This window comes from Actinomadura pelletieri DSM 43383, from assembly GCF_003634705.1.
Lineage (GTDB): Bacteria > Actinomycetota > Actinomycetes > Streptosporangiales > Streptosporangiaceae > Spirillospora > Spirillospora pelletieri.
Window position 1 is genome coordinate 496049 of the sequence record NZ_RBWU01000005.1, and the last position, 17327, is coordinate 513375.

Annotated in this window: 16 protein-coding genes and 1 tRNA gene; 2 read left to right on the forward strand and 15 right to left on the reverse strand. The window is 68.8% G+C overall.

Features of this window, described 5'->3' with window-relative positions; genetic code table 11:
* Nucleotides 1-49: 49 nt before the first annotated feature.
* The 12 genes from BZB76_RS24035 to BZB76_RS34915 form a co-directional block, all read right to left on the reverse strand.
* A complete protein-coding gene (locus tag BZB76_RS24035) occupies nt 50-904 on the reverse strand; it encodes a hypothetical protein (protein WP_121436655.1) in 855 nt (284 codons plus the stop codon).
* A gap of 136 nt (nt 905-1040) precedes the next feature.
* Nucleotides 1041-1937, reverse strand: a complete 897-nt coding sequence (locus BZB76_RS24040) for a glycosyltransferase family 2 protein (protein WP_121436656.1) — start codon at nt 1935-1937, stop codon at nt 1041-1043.
* 97 nt (nt 1938-2034) lie between these two features.
* Nucleotides 2035-3297, reverse strand: a complete 1263-nt coding sequence (locus BZB76_RS24045; protein WP_121436906.1) for a sulfate adenylyltransferase subunit 1 — start codon at nt 3295-3297, stop codon at nt 2035-2037.
* A gap of 44 nt (nt 3298-3341) precedes the next feature.
* Nucleotides 3342-4271, reverse strand: a complete 930-nt coding sequence (cysD, locus tag BZB76_RS24050; protein WP_117400012.1) for a sulfate adenylyltransferase subunit CysD — start codon at nt 4269-4271, stop codon at nt 3342-3344.
* Nucleotides 4272-4407: 136 nt separating this feature from the next.
* Nucleotides 4408-5316, reverse strand: a complete 909-nt coding sequence (locus tag BZB76_RS24055; protein ID WP_121436657.1) for a 3'(2'),5'-bisphosphate nucleotidase CysQ — start codon at nt 5314-5316, stop codon at nt 4408-4410.
* Between the two features lie 93 nt (nt 5317-5409).
* The gene (locus BZB76_RS24060; RefSeq protein WP_121436658.1) at nt 5410-6885 is read right to left on the reverse strand and encodes a sugar transferase; all 1476 of its coding nucleotides are present in this window, start codon (nt 6883-6885) and stop codon (nt 5410-5412) included.
* Nucleotides 6886-7180: 295 nt separating this feature from the next.
* Nucleotides 7181-7771 (reverse strand): aminoacyl-tRNA hydrolase, encoded by a 591-nt coding sequence (pth, locus tag BZB76_RS24065; RefSeq protein WP_420534813.1) that lies wholly within the window; start codon nt 7769-7771, stop codon nt 7181-7183.
* 61 nt (nt 7772-7832) lie between these two features.
* Nucleotides 7833-8450 carry a 50S ribosomal protein L25/general stress protein Ctc gene (locus BZB76_RS24070; protein WP_121436660.1) on the reverse strand — a complete coding sequence of 206 codons (618 nt, stop codon included), beginning with the start codon at nt 8448-8450 and terminating at the stop codon, nt 7833-7835.
* Between the two features lie 1207 nt (nt 8451-9657).
* The gene (locus BZB76_RS24075) at nt 9658-10638 is read right to left on the reverse strand and encodes a ribose-phosphate diphosphokinase (protein ID WP_211343153.1); all 981 of its coding nucleotides are present in this window, start codon (nt 10636-10638) and stop codon (nt 9658-9660) included.
* Between the two features lie 169 nt (nt 10639-10807).
* Entirely contained in the window at nt 10808-12256 is a 1449-nt protein-coding gene (gene glmU, locus BZB76_RS24080) for a bifunctional UDP-N-acetylglucosamine diphosphorylase/glucosamine-1-phosphate N-acetyltransferase GlmU (protein ID WP_281273900.1), read from the reverse strand.
* 153 nt (nt 12257-12409) lie between these two features.
* Nucleotides 12410-12482, reverse strand: a tRNA-Gln gene (locus tag BZB76_RS24085).
* Between the two features lie 69 nt (nt 12483-12551).
* On the reverse strand, nt 12552-13313 hold the full coding sequence (locus BZB76_RS34915) for a helix-turn-helix domain-containing protein (protein WP_170180722.1): 762 nt from the start codon (nt 13311-13313) through the stop codon (nt 12552-12554).
* Between the two features lie 455 nt (nt 13314-13768).
* Between BZB76_RS34915 and BZB76_RS24095 the strand changes: the two genes are divergently transcribed.
* Both BZB76_RS24095 and BZB76_RS24100 read left to right on the forward strand, forming a co-directional pair.
* Entirely contained in the window at nt 13769-14722 is a 954-nt protein-coding gene (locus BZB76_RS24095; protein WP_121436664.1) for an acyl-CoA desaturase, read from the forward strand.
* A gap of 17 nt (nt 14723-14739) precedes the next feature.
* A complete protein-coding gene (locus tag BZB76_RS24100; protein WP_246007154.1) occupies nt 14740-15519 on the forward strand; it encodes a TetR/AcrR family transcriptional regulator in 780 nt (259 codons plus the stop codon).
* Here the strand turns inward: BZB76_RS24100 and BZB76_RS24105 are convergent.
* The 3 genes from BZB76_RS24105 to BZB76_RS24115 form a co-directional block, all read right to left on the reverse strand.
* Nucleotides 15511-15909 (reverse strand): VOC family protein, encoded by a 399-nt coding sequence (locus BZB76_RS24105; protein WP_121436666.1) that lies wholly within the window; start codon nt 15907-15909, stop codon nt 15511-15513. The genes BZB76_RS24100 and BZB76_RS24105 overlap by 9 nt on opposite strands.
* 244 nt (nt 15910-16153) lie before the next feature.
* Nucleotides 16154-16966, reverse strand: a complete 813-nt coding sequence (locus tag BZB76_RS24110; protein ID WP_121436907.1) for a trans-aconitate 2-methyltransferase — start codon at nt 16964-16966, stop codon at nt 16154-16156.
* Nucleotides 16967-16992: 26 nt separating this feature from the next.
* On the reverse strand, nt 16993-17238 hold the full coding sequence (locus BZB76_RS24115) for a hypothetical protein (RefSeq protein ID WP_121436667.1): 246 nt from the start codon (nt 17236-17238) through the stop codon (nt 16993-16995).
* Between the last annotated feature and the right edge of the window lie 89 nt (nt 17239-17327).

A 17327-nucleotide genomic window follows, 5' to 3' on the forward strand; every position in this document is an offset into this window, starting at 1 on the left:
CGGGCGGGTCACGTGTTCGCGTGCGGGCTGAGGCCCGTCGGAGGAGGTGTTAGGCGTTCTTCGGCGGCTCGGGCTGCTGCGGGCCCTCCGGCTTCGGCGCCTCGGCGGACGCCTGCGCGCCCGGCGCCTGACCTCCCGGCGCAGGGGCGCCCGGGGCCGGCCCGCCCGCGGCCGGGGCGTGACCCGCGGCGGCGGGTGCGGGCGTTGCGGAGCGCCGGCGCCACAGCAGGAACCCGCCCCCCGCGGCGACCACGGCCGCCACGCCGGCGCCGGTGAGCACGAACGGCATCGCGGAGCCGCCGTCCTTCTCCTCAGCGGCCACATAGCCCGCCGCGGGCGCGGTGGGCTGCGACTGGGCGAGGGTCCGCTCCTCCTGCTGCTGCACCTGCGACTCCGGCGCGGGCTTGCCGTTGTTGCCGGGCTTGCCGGGCTTCGGCGGCGCGTACTTCGACTCCGGCAGCGTCCGGACGAACCTCAGCAGCGCCAGGTCGGGCTTGCCCTTGCTGCCCTGGACGGCCGTGGAGTACACCGACTGGACCTGGGCGTCCGGAAGCGTGTTGGACGACGCCTTGAGCTGGTCGCCCGCCAGCACCACGTAGGTCCCCTTGCGCTTCACCAGTGCCGGGAGCTGCTTGACGATCTGCCCGGCGTCCTCCCCGGCGGGGACGACCGCGACGAACACCGGGACGGACCGTCCCTGCGCGGAGCGGAGCAGTTCCTGCGCGCCGTCCGTCCGGTAGTACTTGGCGCGCGAGTCGACGTAGTAGCCGCTCTCGGTGATGCCCTCGGCGACCGCGTCGAGATCGATCTGCGCGTGCGCGGGCGATGCGGTCAGTGCGAGCGCCGGCGCGAGCGCCAGCACGGTCGTCCCGGACGCGGCGATGCGGCGGACGGAGATGTTCACCTGAGAGGCTCCTTACGACACTGCGACTTCTGAGGCTGCGAGTTCTGAGCTGCGACTTCTAGATCTGCGGCGGGCAATCAACGTACCGGCGAACACCGGGAAAGGTGGCCGAAGCCGGGGAAACGGCAGGCATCGGTCAGATGCCGCGCCCCCGGGTGTGCAGGGCGAGCAGGACGCGCTTGCCGGACACGACGCCCGACGCGACGGCCAGCGCGAACGGCACCCGCCGCTCCTTCGGGTTCGCTCTGATCGCGCGCGCCGACCAGCGCAGCGCGTCCCGCCGCCGGCCGACGGTGGCGCACCCGAACGCCAGCTGCCCGTAGACGCGGCCCGCCGCGCCCGGCACCTCGCCGATCTCCGGGTAGTGCTCCAGGAACCACTCCAGCGCCGCGACCTTCGTCTCCCACGCCTGCGCGTAGTACGACGTCAGCCCCCACAGCACCCGGACGTACGGCTCGTCGACGTTCACGACCGGGTGGCGGCGGGCGGCGCGGAGCGCGAGGTCCCAGTCCTCGCCCTGGCTGCCGGGGATCGTCTCGTCCACCATGCCGATCTCCACCAGCGGCTCACGGCGCGCGACATAGGTGGACGAGTGGACGCTCATCATCCGGTCGCGGATCAGCGCGTCGTAGGTGACACGGTCGGTGCCGGCGAGGCGGGGCAGCTCGCGCCCGTCGAAGTCGATGACGATGCCGGAGCTGCACAGCACCGCGTCGGGCTCGGCCTCCAGCGCCTTCACCTGCGCGGCGAGCTTGCCGGGCAGCCACTGGTCGTCGTCGTCGCAGAACGCGACGAGGTCGGTGTCCAGATGGTCGATCCCGGAGTTGCGGGCGCCGGCGAGGCCGGGCGCCCGGGTGTTGGCGATCACCTCGACCCGGTCGCCGGCGAGCGAGGCGTCCGGCTCGGCCCGGTCGAACACGACGACGGCGCGCAGCTCGCCGTCGTACTCCTGCGCCAGCACCGACTCCAGCGCGCGGCGCAGCAGCTCCGGCCTGTTGTGCGTCGGGAGGACGACTCCGACGGATGGGGGCATCGAGGACCTGCCTATGGGGTGGGAGGAAGGAAGGGACCGGAAGCCCGGACGGCCCGCCGCGCCGAATGCCGCCGGGACCGGGCCCGGCGGCCTCCGGTCAGCGCGCCCCGGTGATCATGCCGGCGCCGACGGTGTTGTTGGTGGCCTCGTCGATGAGGATGAACCCGCCGGTGAGCCGGTTACGGCCGTAGTCGTCGACGAACAGCGGCTGCGTGACCCGCAGGGACACCCGGCCGATCTCGTTCAGTTCGAGGGCCGGGGCCTGCTCGTCACGGTGCAGCGTGTTGACGTCCAGGCGGTAGTGCAGTTCCTTCACCACCGCCTTCGCGGTCCGCGTCGTGTGCTTGATGATCAGCTTCGTCCGGGGAGTGAGGGTCCGGTCGGGCGTCATCCAGCAGACCATCGCGTCGATGTCCTGCGCGACCTCCGGCCGGTTGTTGGGACGCGCGATCATGTCGCCGCGGGAGATGTCGATGTCGTCGGCGAGCCGCAGCGTCACCGACATCGGCGCGTAGGCCTCGTCGACCGGGCCGCGCGGCCCGTCGATGTGCGTGATCGTCGTGGACAGCCCGGACGGCAGGTGCAGCACCTCGTCACCGGGCTTGAGGACACCGCCCGCGACCTGGCCCGCGTAGCCGCGGTAGTCGTGCAGGTCGGGGTCGGTGGACGCGTGCGGGCGGATCACGTACTGCACCGGGAACCGCACGTCGATCAGGTTCCGGTCGGACGCGATGTGCACATGCTCCAGATGGTGCAGCAGCGACGACCCCTCGTACCACGGCATGTTCACGCTGCGCGACACGACGTTGTCGCCGTGCAGCGCGGAGATCGGCACGAACGTCAGGTCGGTCACCTCCAGCTTGGAGGCGAACGCGGTGAACTCGTCCACGATCCGCTCGTAGACGTCCCGGTCGTAGTCGACCAGGTCCATCTTGTTGACCGCCACGACCAGATGCGGGACCTGGAGCAACGTGGTGAGGAACGCGTGCCGCCGCGACTGCTCCAGGATGCCCTTGCGGGCGTCCACCAGAATGATCGCCAGGTCGGCGGTGGACGCGCCCGTCACCATGTTGCGGGTGTACTGGATGTGCCCCGGGGTGTCGGCGATGATGAACTTGCGGCGCGGCGTCGCGAAGTACCGGTACGCCACGTCGATCGTGATGCCCTGCTCCCGCTCGGCGCGCAGGCCGTCGGTCAGCAGCGCGAGGTTCGTGTACTCCTCGCCGCGGTCGGCGCTGGTCCGCTCCACCGACTCCAACTGATCCTCGAAGATCGACTTGGAGTCGAACAGCAGCCGGCCGATCAGCGTGGACTTGCCGTCGTCGACGCTGCCCGCCGTCGCGAACCGCAACAGATCCATGCCCTTGGGGGACGAGCCCCCGGCGGCCTCGTTCGCGCCGGCCATCAGAAGTAGCCCTCCTTCTTACGGTCCTCCATCGCGGCCTCGCTGGTGCGGTCGTCCGCGCGGGTCTGCCCGCGCTCGGTGATCCGCGTCGCCGCGATCTCCTCGACGACCTCGTCTAGCGTCGTCGCGGACGACTTCACCGCGCCCGTGCAGGACGCGTCCCCGACCGTCCGGTACCGGACGGTCGCCTCGAACGCCGGTTCGTCGTCGCCGCGGTTGGCGAACCCGGTCTCGGCGTCCAGCAGCAGCCCGTCCCGCTCGAAAACCTGGCGGGTGTGCGCGAAGTAGATCGACGGAAGCTCCAGCTCCTCCCGCCGGACATAGTCCCAGATGTCGAGTTCGGTCCAGTTCGACAGGGGGAACACCCGGACATGCTCACCCTGCACGATCTTGGTGTTGAACAGGTTCCACAGCTCCGGGCGCTGGTTCTTCGGATCCCACTGCCCGAACTCGTCCCGGAACGACACCACCCGCTCCTTCGCGCGGGCCTTCTCCTCGTCGCGGCGCGCCCCGCCGAACGCGGCGTCGAACTGGTGTTCCTCGATCGCGTCCAGCAGCGTCGTCGTCTGGAGCCGGTTCCGGGACGCGCGGCGCCCCTTCTGCTCCACGACCCGGCCGCTGTCGATCGAGTCCTGCACGGACGCGATCACCAGCCGGACCCCGGTCTGAGCGACCCGGCGGTCCCGGAACTCGATCACTTCGGGGAAGTTGTGCCCGGTGTCGACGTGCATCACGGGGAACGGGATCGGCGCGGGCCAGAAGGCCTTCTGCGCCAGCCGCAGCATCACGATGCTGTCCTTGCCGCCGGAGAACAGCAGCACCGGCCGCTCGAACTCGGCCGCCACCTCCCGGAAGATGTGGATGGACTCGGCCTCGAGGACGTCGAGCTGCGACAGCAGATAGTCGCAACGCTGCACGGTCTGGGACATCGTTGGGCTTCTCCGCCTTTCTGGCAAGGGGCGACCGGCGGGACGCGGCCGCCACGGGGACGCGTTCCCCACCGGGATCGAACACCGGCCCGGCCCGGCACCATCCCGTCCGCTGATCGGATGGTGAAAGGACTGGTCAGGACAGGGCGTCGTGCACATCCCGGATGCCGGTCAGCAGCGTCGACGCCGACGTGGGGTGGCACACCAGGATATCCGGCAGCCGGGGGTCCTTCCGGTTGTAGTTCAGTGGCGACCCGTCGATCCGGGACGCATGGGCTCCGGCGGCGAGCGCGACGGCCACGGGCGCGGCCGAATCCCACTCGTACTGGCCGCCCGCGTGGACGTAGGCGTCGACCTCCCCGAGCAGCACCGCGGAGATCTTCGCCCCCGCCGAGCCGATCGGCACCAGCTCCACCTCCAGGTCGAGCCGCTCCGCCAGTCGCCGGACGAACTCGGGCGGACGGGTACGGCTGACCGCGATGCGGAGCTTGCCCGCGTCCGGGGCCGGGACGTGCAGCGCGGCCTCGGCGGGCTCCCCCGCGTCGGCCCGGACGAGACAGGCGCCGCCGGTCGCGTCCGTCCGCAACGTCAGCCCCTGCGCCGGAAGCGCCACCGAGCCCGCCGTGAGCCGGCCACCCTCGGCACCGTCCCGCCGCCACAGGGCCACATGGACGGCCCAGTCACGGCGGCCCTCCTCGGAGAACTCACGGGTGCCGTCCAACGGGTCGACGATCCACACCCGGTCGGCGGTGAGCCGCTCCGCGTCGGCCGTGTTCCGCGTCGGCGCGCGGTCGGCGCCACCCCCCGCGACGGCCCGTTTCCCCGCCACGGCGGACCGGCCCTCCTCCGACAGCACCGCGTCGCCGGGACAGCGTTCCGCCAGCGCCGCCATGAGGTACTCGTGGGCCCGGACGTCGCCCGTGTCCTTCAGGGCCCGCGCGTCGGCGAACCCCACCTCGTCCCGCACGTCCAGCAGCAGCCGGCCCGCCTCGGCGGCCAACTCCGCCGCCACGGCATGATCGTCCGCCACCGCTTGCACCGTCATCTCGTCCGCTCACATTCCCGAAATCGGCTGTCCGCTCGGCCCACCATCTCATGCGCACCGCGAGCCCCACCGGGCGAGGTGCGCCGGAACCGGTCAGTACGCGCCGGACCCACGGAAGACCGCCGACCAGGTCTTCCACATGATCTGCAGGTCCAGCGCCAGCGTCCAGTTGTCCACGTACCGCAGGTCGAGCCGCACCGACTCCTCCCACGTCAGGTCGGAACGGCCGCTCACCTGCCACAGGCCCGTCAACCCCGGCTTCACCACCAGCCGCCGGTACACGTCGCCGCCGTACTGGGCGACCTCCTCCGGCAGCGGCGGACGCGGCCCCACCAGCGACATGTCACCGCGCACCACGTTGATCAGCTGCGGCAGCTCGTCCAGCGAGTACCGGCGCAGCCACCGTCCCACCCGGGTGATCCGCGGATCCGCACGGATCTTGAACAGGACGCCGTCGTTCTCGTTCTGCCGCATCAGCTCCAGCTTGCGGGCCTCCGCGTCCTGCACCATCGTGCGGAACTTCAGCACGGTGAACTCGCGGCCACCGCGCCCCACGCGCACCTGCCGGAACATCACCGGGCCCTCGCTCGTCGCCTTGATCAGCACAGCGACGGCCAGCATCAACGGACTCAACAGCGCCAGACCCGCCAGCGCCGCCGTCCGGTCGAACACACCCTTGAACACCTTCCGGGTGCCGTCCAGCTCGGGGTGCTCCACATGCAGCAACGGCAGACCCGACACCGGCCTGATCGAGATGCGGGGGCCGGTCACGTCCATCAACGCGGGCGCGACCACGAGCTCCACGTCGTCCCGCTCGATCTGCCACGCCAGCCGCCGCAACGCCACCCCGTCCATCTCCGGACAGGCCAGCACCGCCACCGAATCCGCCCCGATCCGGTCGGCCACCGCAGCGGCCTGCCCGAAATCGCCCAGCACCGGCACGCCCTCGACCTCGCTCACGGCGTCGTCGCCCGCGGCCAGCGCGGGCGGCAGACACACCGCCACGATGTCCATCCCGTGGTAGCGCTTCTGCCGCAGCACCTTGATGAGATCGGCGACCGACGTCCGGTGCCCCACCGCGACCACGCGCCGCATGCACTCGCCGTTCCAGCGCTTGCGATGCAGCCACTTGCGCAGCCGGTACCGGGCCACCAGATTGAGGAACGTTCCGAGTGGCATCGCCATCACGACATAGCCGCGCGCCACCTCCGTCTTCGTCGCGTAGGCGACGATCGCCAACGTGGCCGTGAAGATGAAGCCCGCGCGGATGACCCGGTGGAACTCCTCGTAGCCCACGCCGATGTACCGCGGCTGGTACGCCCGACACAGCATCAGCGTCGGCAGCCACAGCACCGGAAGCGCCACCGTCAACGCCACATACGGGACGTTCGGAGCGGACGGCACCCCCGGGAAGCGGAGCACGAACGCGATCACACCGGCGAGCAACATGCTGAAGAAGTCGAGACATCCCGCGACACCGCGGTAGAGACCGCTCCAACTCTGGAACGACGCGCGGCTGTGCTCATAGCTGATCGGTGACTCGGCCTGGACCTTGTCAACGACGGCCATAAACCCCTCACCAATCCCCTGCAACACGCGCGCCCCGGTGACGCGATTCACACCGAAGACGGCTGAACGTCGCCCTAGGTTCACAAACATCATGAACCTCATCAGAGGGGCATCCTACGACCTCTTTACCGTGGTCAGAGCCCCGCCGCGCCCACCACACCACCACGAGCGGCAAACCACCCCGGACGTGCGGAGAAACCCCGCCCCGCACCCGCGGTCAACGACCGACCGGAGCGTACACCTCCAACCGCTGACCGTATCCGGCCACGCCCTGACCTGCCCCTTTGACCACTCGTCAGCCCGCGTGGAAGACGTTCTGAGCCGCCTCCAGCCCCACCGACACAAGGGCCTCCACCGCATCCGCCGCCCGATCCACCTCAAGATCGAGATCCTTGCGCTCCGCCGCGGAGAAGTCCTTCAACACGAACGCCGCCGCGTCCATCCGCCCCGGCGGACGCCCCACCCCGAACCGCACCCGCAGATACTCCCTCGACCCCAACGCCCTCGTCACCGAACGCAGACCGTTGTGGCCATTGTCACCGCCCCCCGACTTCAACCGCACCGCACCGAACGGAATGTCCAACTCGTCATGCACGACGACGAGCCGCTCCACCGGCACCTTGTAGAAATCACACAACCCCTTCACCGGCCCACCCGACTCGTTCATGAACGAACGCGGCTTCGCCAACACCACCCGCACCCCCGCCGACCGCCCCTCCACGACCTCCGCCCGCGCCCGATGCGACCTGAACCGTCCACCCATCCGCGCCGCCAACACGTCCACCACCATGAACCCGGCGTTATGCCTGTTCCTCGCATACGACGGCCCAGGATTGCCCAGACCCGCCACCAACCAAAGATCCGCGCCCACCCGAAACACCTCCACACCCGACGAACACGGCCCCCACCGGTGCACACACCGTGGGGGCCGTGAAAAGAACAGCGAGCTACTCGGCGGACTCGCCCTCACCCTCGGCGCCCTCGCCCGCCTCACCCTCGGCGGCCTCCGCCTCCGGCTCCGTCGCCGCGCTCGCATCCGTGATCTGGACCACCAGCACGTCCTCGTCCGCCGCCAGCGTCGTACCCGCCGGAAGCTTCAGGTCCTTCGCCAGCACCTGACTGTCAATCTGCAGCTCACTGATGTCCAGCTCGACCGACTCCGGAATCCGCGTCGCCTCGGTCTCCACCGAGATCTCCACGGCCGTCTGCGCGACCTGGCCACCCGCCACCACATCACCGACCAGCTGGATCGGCAGATCGACGACGACCTTCTCCCCGCGCTTCACCAGCAGCAGGTCCACGTGCTCCAGGAACCCCTTGATCGGGTCGCGCTGCACGTCCTTCGGCAACGCCAGCTCGGTACCGTCCCCGAGCCCCTCGATGGTCAACAGCACGTTCGGCGTCTTGAGCGCCAGCATCAGGTCATGGCCCGGCAGCGAGATGTGCTGCGGGTCGGTGCCGTGACCGTAGAGCACGGCGGGCACCCTGCCGGCCCGGCGGGTGCGCCGCGCGGCACCCTTACCGAACTCGGTGCGCGGCTCGGCGGCAATACGTACCTCGGACACGGCGAAAACTCCTCAATGTTGCGATCCACGGCCGTCCACCCTTGGACGTCCGCTACGGACAGTGGCGATCCTCGCGCGCCGACCAGGGACGAGCGATTCAAAGACTCTTTGCGTCCCCCAGGGAGCGCGGAACCATCACGACTCGCACTGAACAACCTGAAGCAGACGCGGGTTGCCCAAGTCTAGCGCGTGTTTATTGCAGAGCACTCCTCCTTCGGGCGCAGAGCGCCCTCCATCGTCGTGCACTGCGCGCGATCGCTGGCACCGCTCCGACTCGCCTAACGGCTCGCTGCTGTGTTTATGGCAGAGCACTCCTCCTTCGGGCGCAGAGCGCCCTCCATCGTCGTGCACTGCGCGCGATCGCTGGCATCGCTCCGACTCGCCTAACGGCTCGCTGCGCGATCAGGTTCTCGCAGGCTCGAACCTGCCTTCGGACGCGATCGCAGTGGCCCAGGTTGTCACGGGGTTGCGCAGGCAAGCCGAGGTCAGCCCGTACGGACGACTGAGGTGGCCGCAACCGTGCAACTCCATCGCTCCGTCTGCTCTCCTCCTTCGGGCGCAGAGCGCCCTCCATCGTCGTGCACTGCGGGCGATCGCTGGCATCGCTCCGACTCACCTGGCGGCTCGCTGCGCGATCAGGTTCTCGCAAGCTCGAACCTGCCTTCGGACGCGATCGCAGTGGCCCAGGTTGGCACGGGGTTGCGCAGGCAAGCCGAGGTCAGCCCGTACGGACGACTGAGGTGGCCGCAACCGTGCAACTCCATCGCTCCGTCTCGCCTGACGGCTCGCGGCGCGACCAGGCACCCGCAGGCTTGACCTGCCTCCGGACGCAACCGCAAACCCTGAGGTCGTCGCAGGGTTGCGCAGAGGACGGAGGCCACAGCGCACTTGAACGATAGGACTCCGGCCCGAAGAGGCGTTGGACCCGGCGCAACTCCGTCACCCTGCACTGCGTACCCGGCATCGCATCGCAGTTCACGACGATGGGGGCGCGCAGCGCCCGAAGGAGGAGTGCACTGCAATAAACACACCAGGGCCGCCAGGCCCGACAGCCGCGCAGGTCCTTTGACCAACGACCCCAGCCCGCCTGCGCAACCCCGCAACAACCTCAACACTCGCGATCGCGTCCGAAGGCAGGTGCGAGCGAAGCGAGAACCTGATCGCGCAGCGAGCCGCCAGGCCCGAAGGAGGAGTGAAATGCAATAAATTACGAGATTCCGCCGAAGAGGCTGGTTACGGAGCCGTCGGAGAAGACCTCGTTGATGGCGCGGGCGACCAGGGGGGCGATGGACAGGACGGTCAGCTTGTCGAACTGCTTCTCCATGGGGATGGGGAGGGTGTTCGTCAGGACGACGTCCGAGATCCGGGAGTTCTTCAGGCGGTCCACGGCCGGGCCGGACAGGACGCCGTGGGTGGCGGCGACCACGACCCGGGTGGCGCCGTGGTCGAAGAGGGCGTCGGCGGCCTTCACGATCGTGCCGCCGGTGTCGATCATGTCGTCCACGACGACGCAGGTGCGGCCCTCGACCTCGCCGACGACGTCGAAGACCTTCACCTCGTTCGCCACGTCGGGGTCGCGCTTCTTGTGGATGATCGCCATGGGGACGCCGCCGAGGCGGTCCGACCAGCGCTCGGTGACCCGGACCCGGCCCGCGTCGGGTGCCACGACCGTCACCTGGGAGGTGTCCAGGCGGCTCTCGAAGTGGCGGGCCAGCAGGTCCAAGGCGAACAGGTGGTCGACCGGGCCGTTGAAGAAGCCTTGGATCTGGGCCGTGTGCAGGTCCACGGTGATCAAACGGTCGGCGCCCGCGGTCTTGAAAAGGTCCGCCATCAGGCGGGCCGAAATCGGTTCGCGGCCTCGGTGCTTCTTGTCCTGACGGGCGTAGCCGAAGAACGGTGCCACCACCGTGATGCGTTTGGCGGACGCGCGTTTGAGCGCGTCCACCATGATCAACTGCTCCATGATCCACTGATTGATGGGGGCGGTGTGGCTCTGGATCACGAAGGCATCGGAACCACGCACCGACTCCAGGAACCGAACGAACGTCTCACCGTTCGCGAAATCGTAAGCGGACGTCGGCGTCAGTTCGACATGGAGGTTGTCGGCTACTTCCCTGGCCAGGTCCGGGTGGGCTCGGCCGGTGAAGAGCATCAGCTTCTTCTGGCCACTCGCCTTGATCCCACTCACCTCTGACAACTCCCCCTCAACGGAAACATGCTTCATGTGGGTTGTTGTCCCCACTTCCCGGGCACCACACAAGTCCAGCGCACGGGTTGCCTAGTTGTTGTCGGAAGACACCGCTGTCCCCCACGCCCCCACCGTCTCGGCGGGGCAGTCCTTGATGAACCCACCGTCGCTACGGCGCGTCCTCCGCCGGGGTCTCCCGGGCTCGCCGGGCGGCCTCCGCCGCGGGCGTGCCCGCGCGCTTGCGCTCGACCCAGCCCTCGATGTTGCGCTGCCGGGCCCGCGCGACCGCCATCGCCCCCGGCGGGACGTCCTGGACGATCACCGAGCCCGCCGCGGTGTAGGCACCGTCGCCCACCGTCACCGGCGCGATGAACATGTTGTCGCTGCCCGCACGCACATGCGAGCCGATGACACTGCGGTGCTTGCGCACCCCGTCATAGTTCACGAAGACCGAACTCGCCCCGATGTTGGAATGCTCACCGATCTCCGCGTCACCCACATACGTCAGATGTGGCACCTTCGAGCCCTCACCGATGTCGGCGTTCTTGGTCTCCACATAGGTGCCGATCTTGCCCTCGCGGCCCAGTCGCGTTCCCGGCCGCAGGTAGGCGTACGGGCCGACCGACGCGCCCGGGCCGATCTCCGCCTCGACGCATACGGCCCTGGCCACACGGGCTCCCTCGCCGACCCGGGTGTCGGTCAGCGTGCAGTCCGGCCCGACCTGGGCACCCTCACCGAGATGCGTTCGGCCGTGCAGTTGGGTTCCGGGGAGAATCTCCACGTCCTGGTCGGCGGTCACCTGCACGTCGATCCACGTCGTCGCCGGGTCGACGATCGTGACCCCGGCCCGCATGTGGGCTTCGAGGATCCGGTCGTTCAACTGCCGGCGCGCCTGCGCGAGCTGAACCCGGTCGTTCACGCCCTGCGTCTCGATCCAGTCGGCGACCAGGTGCGCCCCGGCCCGGTGCCCGTCCTGGCGGGCGATCGCCACGACGTCGGTGAGATACTCCTCACCATTGGCGTTGTCGGTCGTCAGGCGCTTGAGTGCGTCCACCAGAAGTGCGCCGTCGAACGCGTACATGCCGACGTTGATCTCGCGGATGGCGCGCTGCTCCTCGGACGCGTCCTTGTGCTCGACGATCGCCTCGACACTGCCGTCCGCGGCCCGGACCATTCGGCCATAACCGGTCGCGTCGGGCATCTCGGTCGTGAGGACGGTGACCGCGTTGCCCTGCTCCTCATGCGTCCGGACGAGCGCCCCGAGCGTCTCGCCCCGGAGCAGCGGGTGATCGCCGTTGGTGACGACGACGGTCCCCTCCAGGGCACCGGTCTGCTCCAACGCCATCCGGACGGCGTGGCCCGTCCCGTTCTGCCGCTCCTGCACGGCCGTCTCGGCGTCCGGCTCCACCCGCGCGAGATGGTCGACGACCTGTTCGCGCCGGTGCCCGACGACCACGACGAGCCGCTCGGGTTCCAACTCCCGGGCGGCGGCCAGCACATGGCCGACCATGCTTCGCCCGCACAGCTCATGCAGCACCTTCGAGGTGCGGGACTTCATTCGGGTGCCCTCGCCCGCGGCGAGAACGATGACGGCGGCCGGGCGGCTCGCAGCGCTCACAAGGAGGCTCCTCGGCATCACGGTCGGGATTGGTAACGAGCGCGCCCACCTGCGACATCACGACCGGACGCACCCGACACGGGCAGGATACCGCCCACTCTCCACCTGTCACCCCGCCGCCCACCCACGGGGCATCTGGCACATTTCGGACAGCTCCGCCGCCAGGGCTCGAACCTGGAGTCTTCGGGACCAAAACCCGCTGCGTTGCCAATTACGCTACGGCGGACCGGCAGGCTTCCTCTGTTGAGCGCCTGCCCGGCCCCACGATACCCAGCCGGAGGGCATCGGGCCCACCTCATTCCGCGGAGGGACACCGCTTGTTGACGATCTTCCGGATCGTCTCGTCCGAGCGGGTGACGAGTCGAGCTTCGGCCGCTTCCGGCCCGAGCATGGCGGCGTGGGCCCAACCCTCGATCCTGCGGTAGAGATCCGCGCTCTGCCTCACGGTGATGAGCAGGCAACCTCGGTAGGCCTGAGCGAGGTTCCTTCGGTTGGTCTTCGGCCTGTGGCGTTTGATGATCGGCGTTTGGAACCGGTCACTGGGAGTATCGACCAGTTCGGCCCAGTACGCGGTGGCCGCCGCCAGATCTGCCGTCTCGTGGATGTGCAGCCGGAATTGGATGTGTTCGGCGGGCACCCCGACAACGCTGAGAAAGCGCAGGAAGAGGACGATCAGAGCCGCGTCACTGTTGATGAAGGAGACGAACTCGCTTCGCTTGTAGGGCTTGTCCTTGCCTCCTTCGCACCAGTAGGCGAGCGCGCCGAGCATCAGGATGTCGCGGTCGTCCAGGTCGCCGATCTGATGGCACGCTGTGAGCTTGGTTTTCAGGCGTTCCTGTTCGCGGGCGGTGTGGACGGGTTCCCAGCGGGACTTCCACATGGCCGCCACCCGCTCCTGGGAGTAGCCCTTTCGCGGCGGGGCGGAGATGTCTCTCAGCCAGAGGGAGCAGGTGCTGAGGGAGATGTCGAGCGAACCCGCGATCTCCCGGTAGGTCCAGCCCCGGCGGCGGAGTTCGATGGCTTTGGGCTTGAGCTTGTCTCGGACCTCGTCCGGCATGGGTCCAGTCATGGGTGAACCGTACCACTGATTTTAACTCTTCGTGGCCGATCCGTTACTCTTTGCAGATGGCCGGAGCTGGGGTGATTTGGGCGGGATTGGTTTAGAAGGTCCATGACGGAGCAGGCCATCTCCGTGCCGTCCGGTCAGGGCCACGGCGCGGACGGCACGTCGGTCTCGGCGGAGACGCGGCGGTTGACAAGGAGGAAGAACTGGTCACCGAAGGGATCGCCGACCAAGAGGCGGCGAGCGAACCTTTGGTGAGCGTGGAGCGTTCGTCCCGGAGAGGGGCATCGTCACCCGTCCGTGGACTTGGCGCTCGTCGGTTCGATACGCGTCTCGTGGCCTGTAAGGCGTTCCTTCTGAATTTACTGTCCGGCCCTGTCAACTTACGGTTCCGTAGGTTACGTTGGCGTAGGTAAGGCTAAGCAAAGTCGCAGAGAGAGGGGTGACGGATGACCACGGCCCCAGCCCAGGACCCACCTCGTCCACAGAAGCGCCCGGAAATCGAGCCCGAGCCTCAGGGGAACGCGGAACGGGTGCTCGTCGCGGTGTTCACCGGTGTGCCGTTCCTGGCCCTCTTCGCTGCGATTCCGCTGGCCTGGGGCAGGTTTCTCGGCTGGACGGACATCGTCCTCATGGCGGTGTTCTACGTCCTGACCGCGGGTGGCATCACGGTCGGGTACCACCGGCACTTCACTCACGGCTCGTTCAAGGCCAAGCGGCCGCTGAAGATCTTCCTGGCGTTGGCGGGGAGCCTGGCCATGGAGGGCCCGGTCATCATGTGGGTGGCCGATCACCGGCGCCATCACAAGCATTCCGACAAGGAGATGGATCCGCACTCGCCGTGGCGGTTCGGCAGTGACTGGAAGGCGCTGACGAAGGGGCTGGCGTGGGCGCACTACGGCTGGCTGTTCGACGGCGCCCGGACGTCGAAGCGGCGGTTCGCCAAGGACCTGTTGGACGACCCCGACATCCGGCGCATCCATCTCGCGTTCCCGGGCCTGGTGGCGGTGTCGTTCCTGCTGCCCGCGCTCATCGGGGGCATGATCACTATGTCGTGGGCGGGGTTCCTGACGGCGCTGTTCTGGGCCGGGTTCGTGCGGATCACGCTGGTGCACCATGTCACGTGGTCGATCAACTCGATCTGTCACACGTTCGGCAGGGAGGACTTCGAGGTCCGTGACAAGTCCCGGAACGTGTGGTGGCTGGCCATCCCGTCGCTGGGCGAGTCGTGGCACAACCTGCACCATTCGGACCCGACCTGTGCGCGGCACGGGGTGCTGAAGGGGCAGATCGACATCAGCGCGCGGATCATCTGGTTGCTGGAGAAGGCGGGCTGGGCGTACGACGTCCGCTGGCCGAGCGACGAGAGGCTGGCGGCGAAACGCACCAAGCGGGCGGCTTGACCGCCACAATTGGTGACGTGACAGAACCCGTTCCCAGGACCCGCAGAAAGCGGATGACCGGTAAGGAACGACGTGAGCAGCTGCTCAACATCGGTCGGACGCTGTTCGCCGAGCGTGGGCTGGACGGCACGTCGGTGGAGGAGATCGCGTCCGCGGCGGGCGTGTCGAAGCCCGTGGTGTACGAGCACTTCGGCGGCAAGGAAGGGTTGTACGCGGTCGTCGTCGACCGGGAGTTCGAGCGGCTGCTGAGGTTGGTGACCGAGGGGTTGAACTCGGTGACCGACTATCGGAGCAAGCTGGAGAAGGCGGCGCTGGCGCTGTTGGAGTACATCGAGGAGCATCCGGACGGTTTCCGGATTCTCGTTCGGGACTCGCACGGCGGTACGGGCACCGGCAGTTACGCGAGCCTGCTGAGTGAGATCGCGGGTGAGGTGGAGTACATCCTCGCGCAGGAGTTCGACCGGCATGGTTATGACGACAAGTTCGCGCCGCTGTACGCGCAGAGTCTGGTCGGCATGGTGGCGTTGACGGGCCAGTGGTGGTTGGACGTCCGCAAGCCGCGCCGGGAGGACGTGGCGGCGCATGTGGTGAATCTCGCGTGGAACGGCCTGTCGGGGTTGGAGCCGAGGCCGTCGCTGGATCCGCGGCGCCGTCGTAAGGAGCAGGAGCGCGCGGAGAAGCGTGCGGAGAAGGCGGCCGCGAAGGCGGAGAAGGCCGAGGAGCGGGCGGCGGCGAAGGCGGAGAAGGCTCAGCGTCGGGGTCGGCGTGACGGGGAGTTCACGGATCCGTCAGCGTGAGGGGCGCGCCGGTTCCAGGAATTCGAGGCGGTTGCCGACGGGGTCGTCGGCGTAGAACCGGCGGTGTCCGGGGAGCAGCGTGTCCGGGGTGATGTCGTGGCCCGCGGCGCGGAGGCGTGCGGCGAGCGCGTCGAGGTCGTGGACGAGGAGTGCGGGGTGCGCCTTGCGGGCGGGGCGGAAGGTGTCCTCGATGCCGAGGTGCAGTTCTATGCCGTGCCCGTTTCCATGCCCGTGCCGGTCGGTGGTGCGGAACCAGGCTCCGCCTCGTCGGGCGAGTTCGGGGGGTTTGGTGATCTCTTCGAGTCCGAGGACGTCGGTGTAGAAGGCGCGGAGCGCGTCCTCGCTGCCCGGTGGCGCGGCGAGCAGGATGTGATGGACTCCGGTGATCATGTGGCTCCCGTGGTGCGACCGGTGGCCGTCCGGAGTTCTTCTGGTTCGGCCACCGGTCAGGGGTCGCCGGTCCCGGGTTACGGAACCGGATTTTTCGGATACCGCCCGGCCTGTCCGAGATTGCACCGCAGGGGAACGAGTCACTTCCTCGTCAGGATCGGGCGGCATCCCGTCCGTGAGGATGTCGGTCATAGCCGGTATCTCTTGACATCAAGACATATGATGCTCGACCCGTATCTTGATGTCAAGAATCGGGTCGGGTGGCGATCACATAGATCCGCCGGAAGGGGAACACGGTGCCGTAGGCCGCGGCCGGGTACGCGCGCCGGAGCCGTTCCCGGTAGGCGGCGAGGAACTCCTCGGTCTCCTCGGGGTCGAGCACGGACAGCACGGGACGAAGGGTGCTCCCCTTCACCCATTCGAGGACGGGGTCGTCACCGTGCAAAACCTGGGCGTGCGTGGTCTCCCACGCGTCGACGGCACAGCCATGGCGGGCCAGCAGGTCAAGGTAGCCCGCCGGGTCGAGGACGGGATTGTCCCGCTGAAGCGCGCCGAGCTTGTCGCGCCAGCGGTCGGAGCGGCCCAGTTCGCGGAGCAGGACATGGCTGGGCGCGCCGAAGTTGCCGGGCACCTGAAAGGCGAGCCTCCCGCCCGGGGTGAGCGCGTCGACCCACTGGGGCAGCAGGTCGGGGTGTTCGGGAATCCAGTGCAGGACGGCGTTGCTCACGATGAGATCGACGGGACGTTCGGGTTTCCACGCGGCGACGTCGCCGACACGGAAGCTCAGCCGTCCCGGGATCTCCCGCCGCCGCGCCTCGGCGATCATGTCGGTGGAGCCGTCCAGGCCCTCGATGACGGCGTCCGGCCAGCGGGCGGCGAGGGTCGCGGTCAGTTCCCCGGTGCCGCAGCCGAGATCGACGATCCGGCCGGGGGCGGCGTCACCGAGGCGCGCGACGAGTTCGGCGAAGGGTCGGGCGCGTTCACCGGCGAACGCCTCGTACTGTGCGGGATCCCACACCGCGTGCCTGACCCCGATGTTCCCGGCCTCCGCGTTCATGACCCCGCCCCCCATTTGTCTCGACGTCAAGAGACAGCGTGCTCGCCGGGTGCCCCGGTGTCAAGGACCGACCGCCGCGGCGGCCAGGGGCCGGGACGGGTGACGGGCCGCCCGTCTCCTCGACCCTCCTCGACCCGCACCTCCGGATGTGCGGCCCGAACCTCGGCGGTCTGCGCCGGCAGCCGCTCGACGTGCTTCCTGCCTTCGCGTTCGGTGCCCTTCGACGTCCCGTCGACCCGCACGACCGGGCCCTTCTTCACGGGCGCGGACACCGACCCGACCTCGGATGCCGCTTCATTTGTGCGGCGGCCCGGTCGAACGCGCGACCGGGCACCGCGGTGATCAACACGTGTTCGACGGG

Coding starts and splice junctions, on each gene's coding strand:
- BZB76_RS24040 (WP_121436656.1), bottom strand. CDS start 1,937: ATGCCCCCATCCGTCGGAGTCGTCCTCCCGACGCACAACAGGCCGGAG.
- BZB76_RS24045 (WP_121436906.1), bottom strand. CDS start 3,297: ATGGATCTGTTGCGGTTCGCGACGGCGGGCAGCGTCGACGACGGCAAG.
- cysD (WP_117400012.1), bottom strand. CDS start 4,271: ATGTCCCAGACCGTGCAGCGTTGCGACTATCTGCTGTCGCAGCTCGAC.
- BZB76_RS24055 (WP_121436657.1), bottom strand. CDS start 5,316: ATGACGGTGCAAGCGGTGGCGGACGATCATGCCGTGGCGGCGGAGTTG.
- BZB76_RS24060 (WP_121436658.1), bottom strand. CDS start 6,885: ATGGCCGTCGTTGACAAGGTCCAGGCCGAGTCACCGATCAGCTATGAG.
- BZB76_RS34915 (WP_170180722.1), bottom strand. CDS start 13,313: ATGCCGGACGAGGTCCGAGACAAGCTCAAGCCCAAAGCCATCGAACTC.
- BZB76_RS24095 (WP_121436664.1), top strand. CDS start 13,769: ATGACCACGGCCCCAGCCCAGGACCCACCTCGTCCACAGAAGCGCCCG.
- BZB76_RS24105 (WP_121436666.1), bottom strand. CDS start 15,909: ATGATCACCGGAGTCCATCACATCCTGCTCGCCGCGCCACCGGGCAGC.
- BZB76_RS24110 (WP_121436907.1), bottom strand. CDS start 16,966: ATGAACGCGGAGGCCGGGAACATCGGGGTCAGGCACGCGGTGTGGGAT.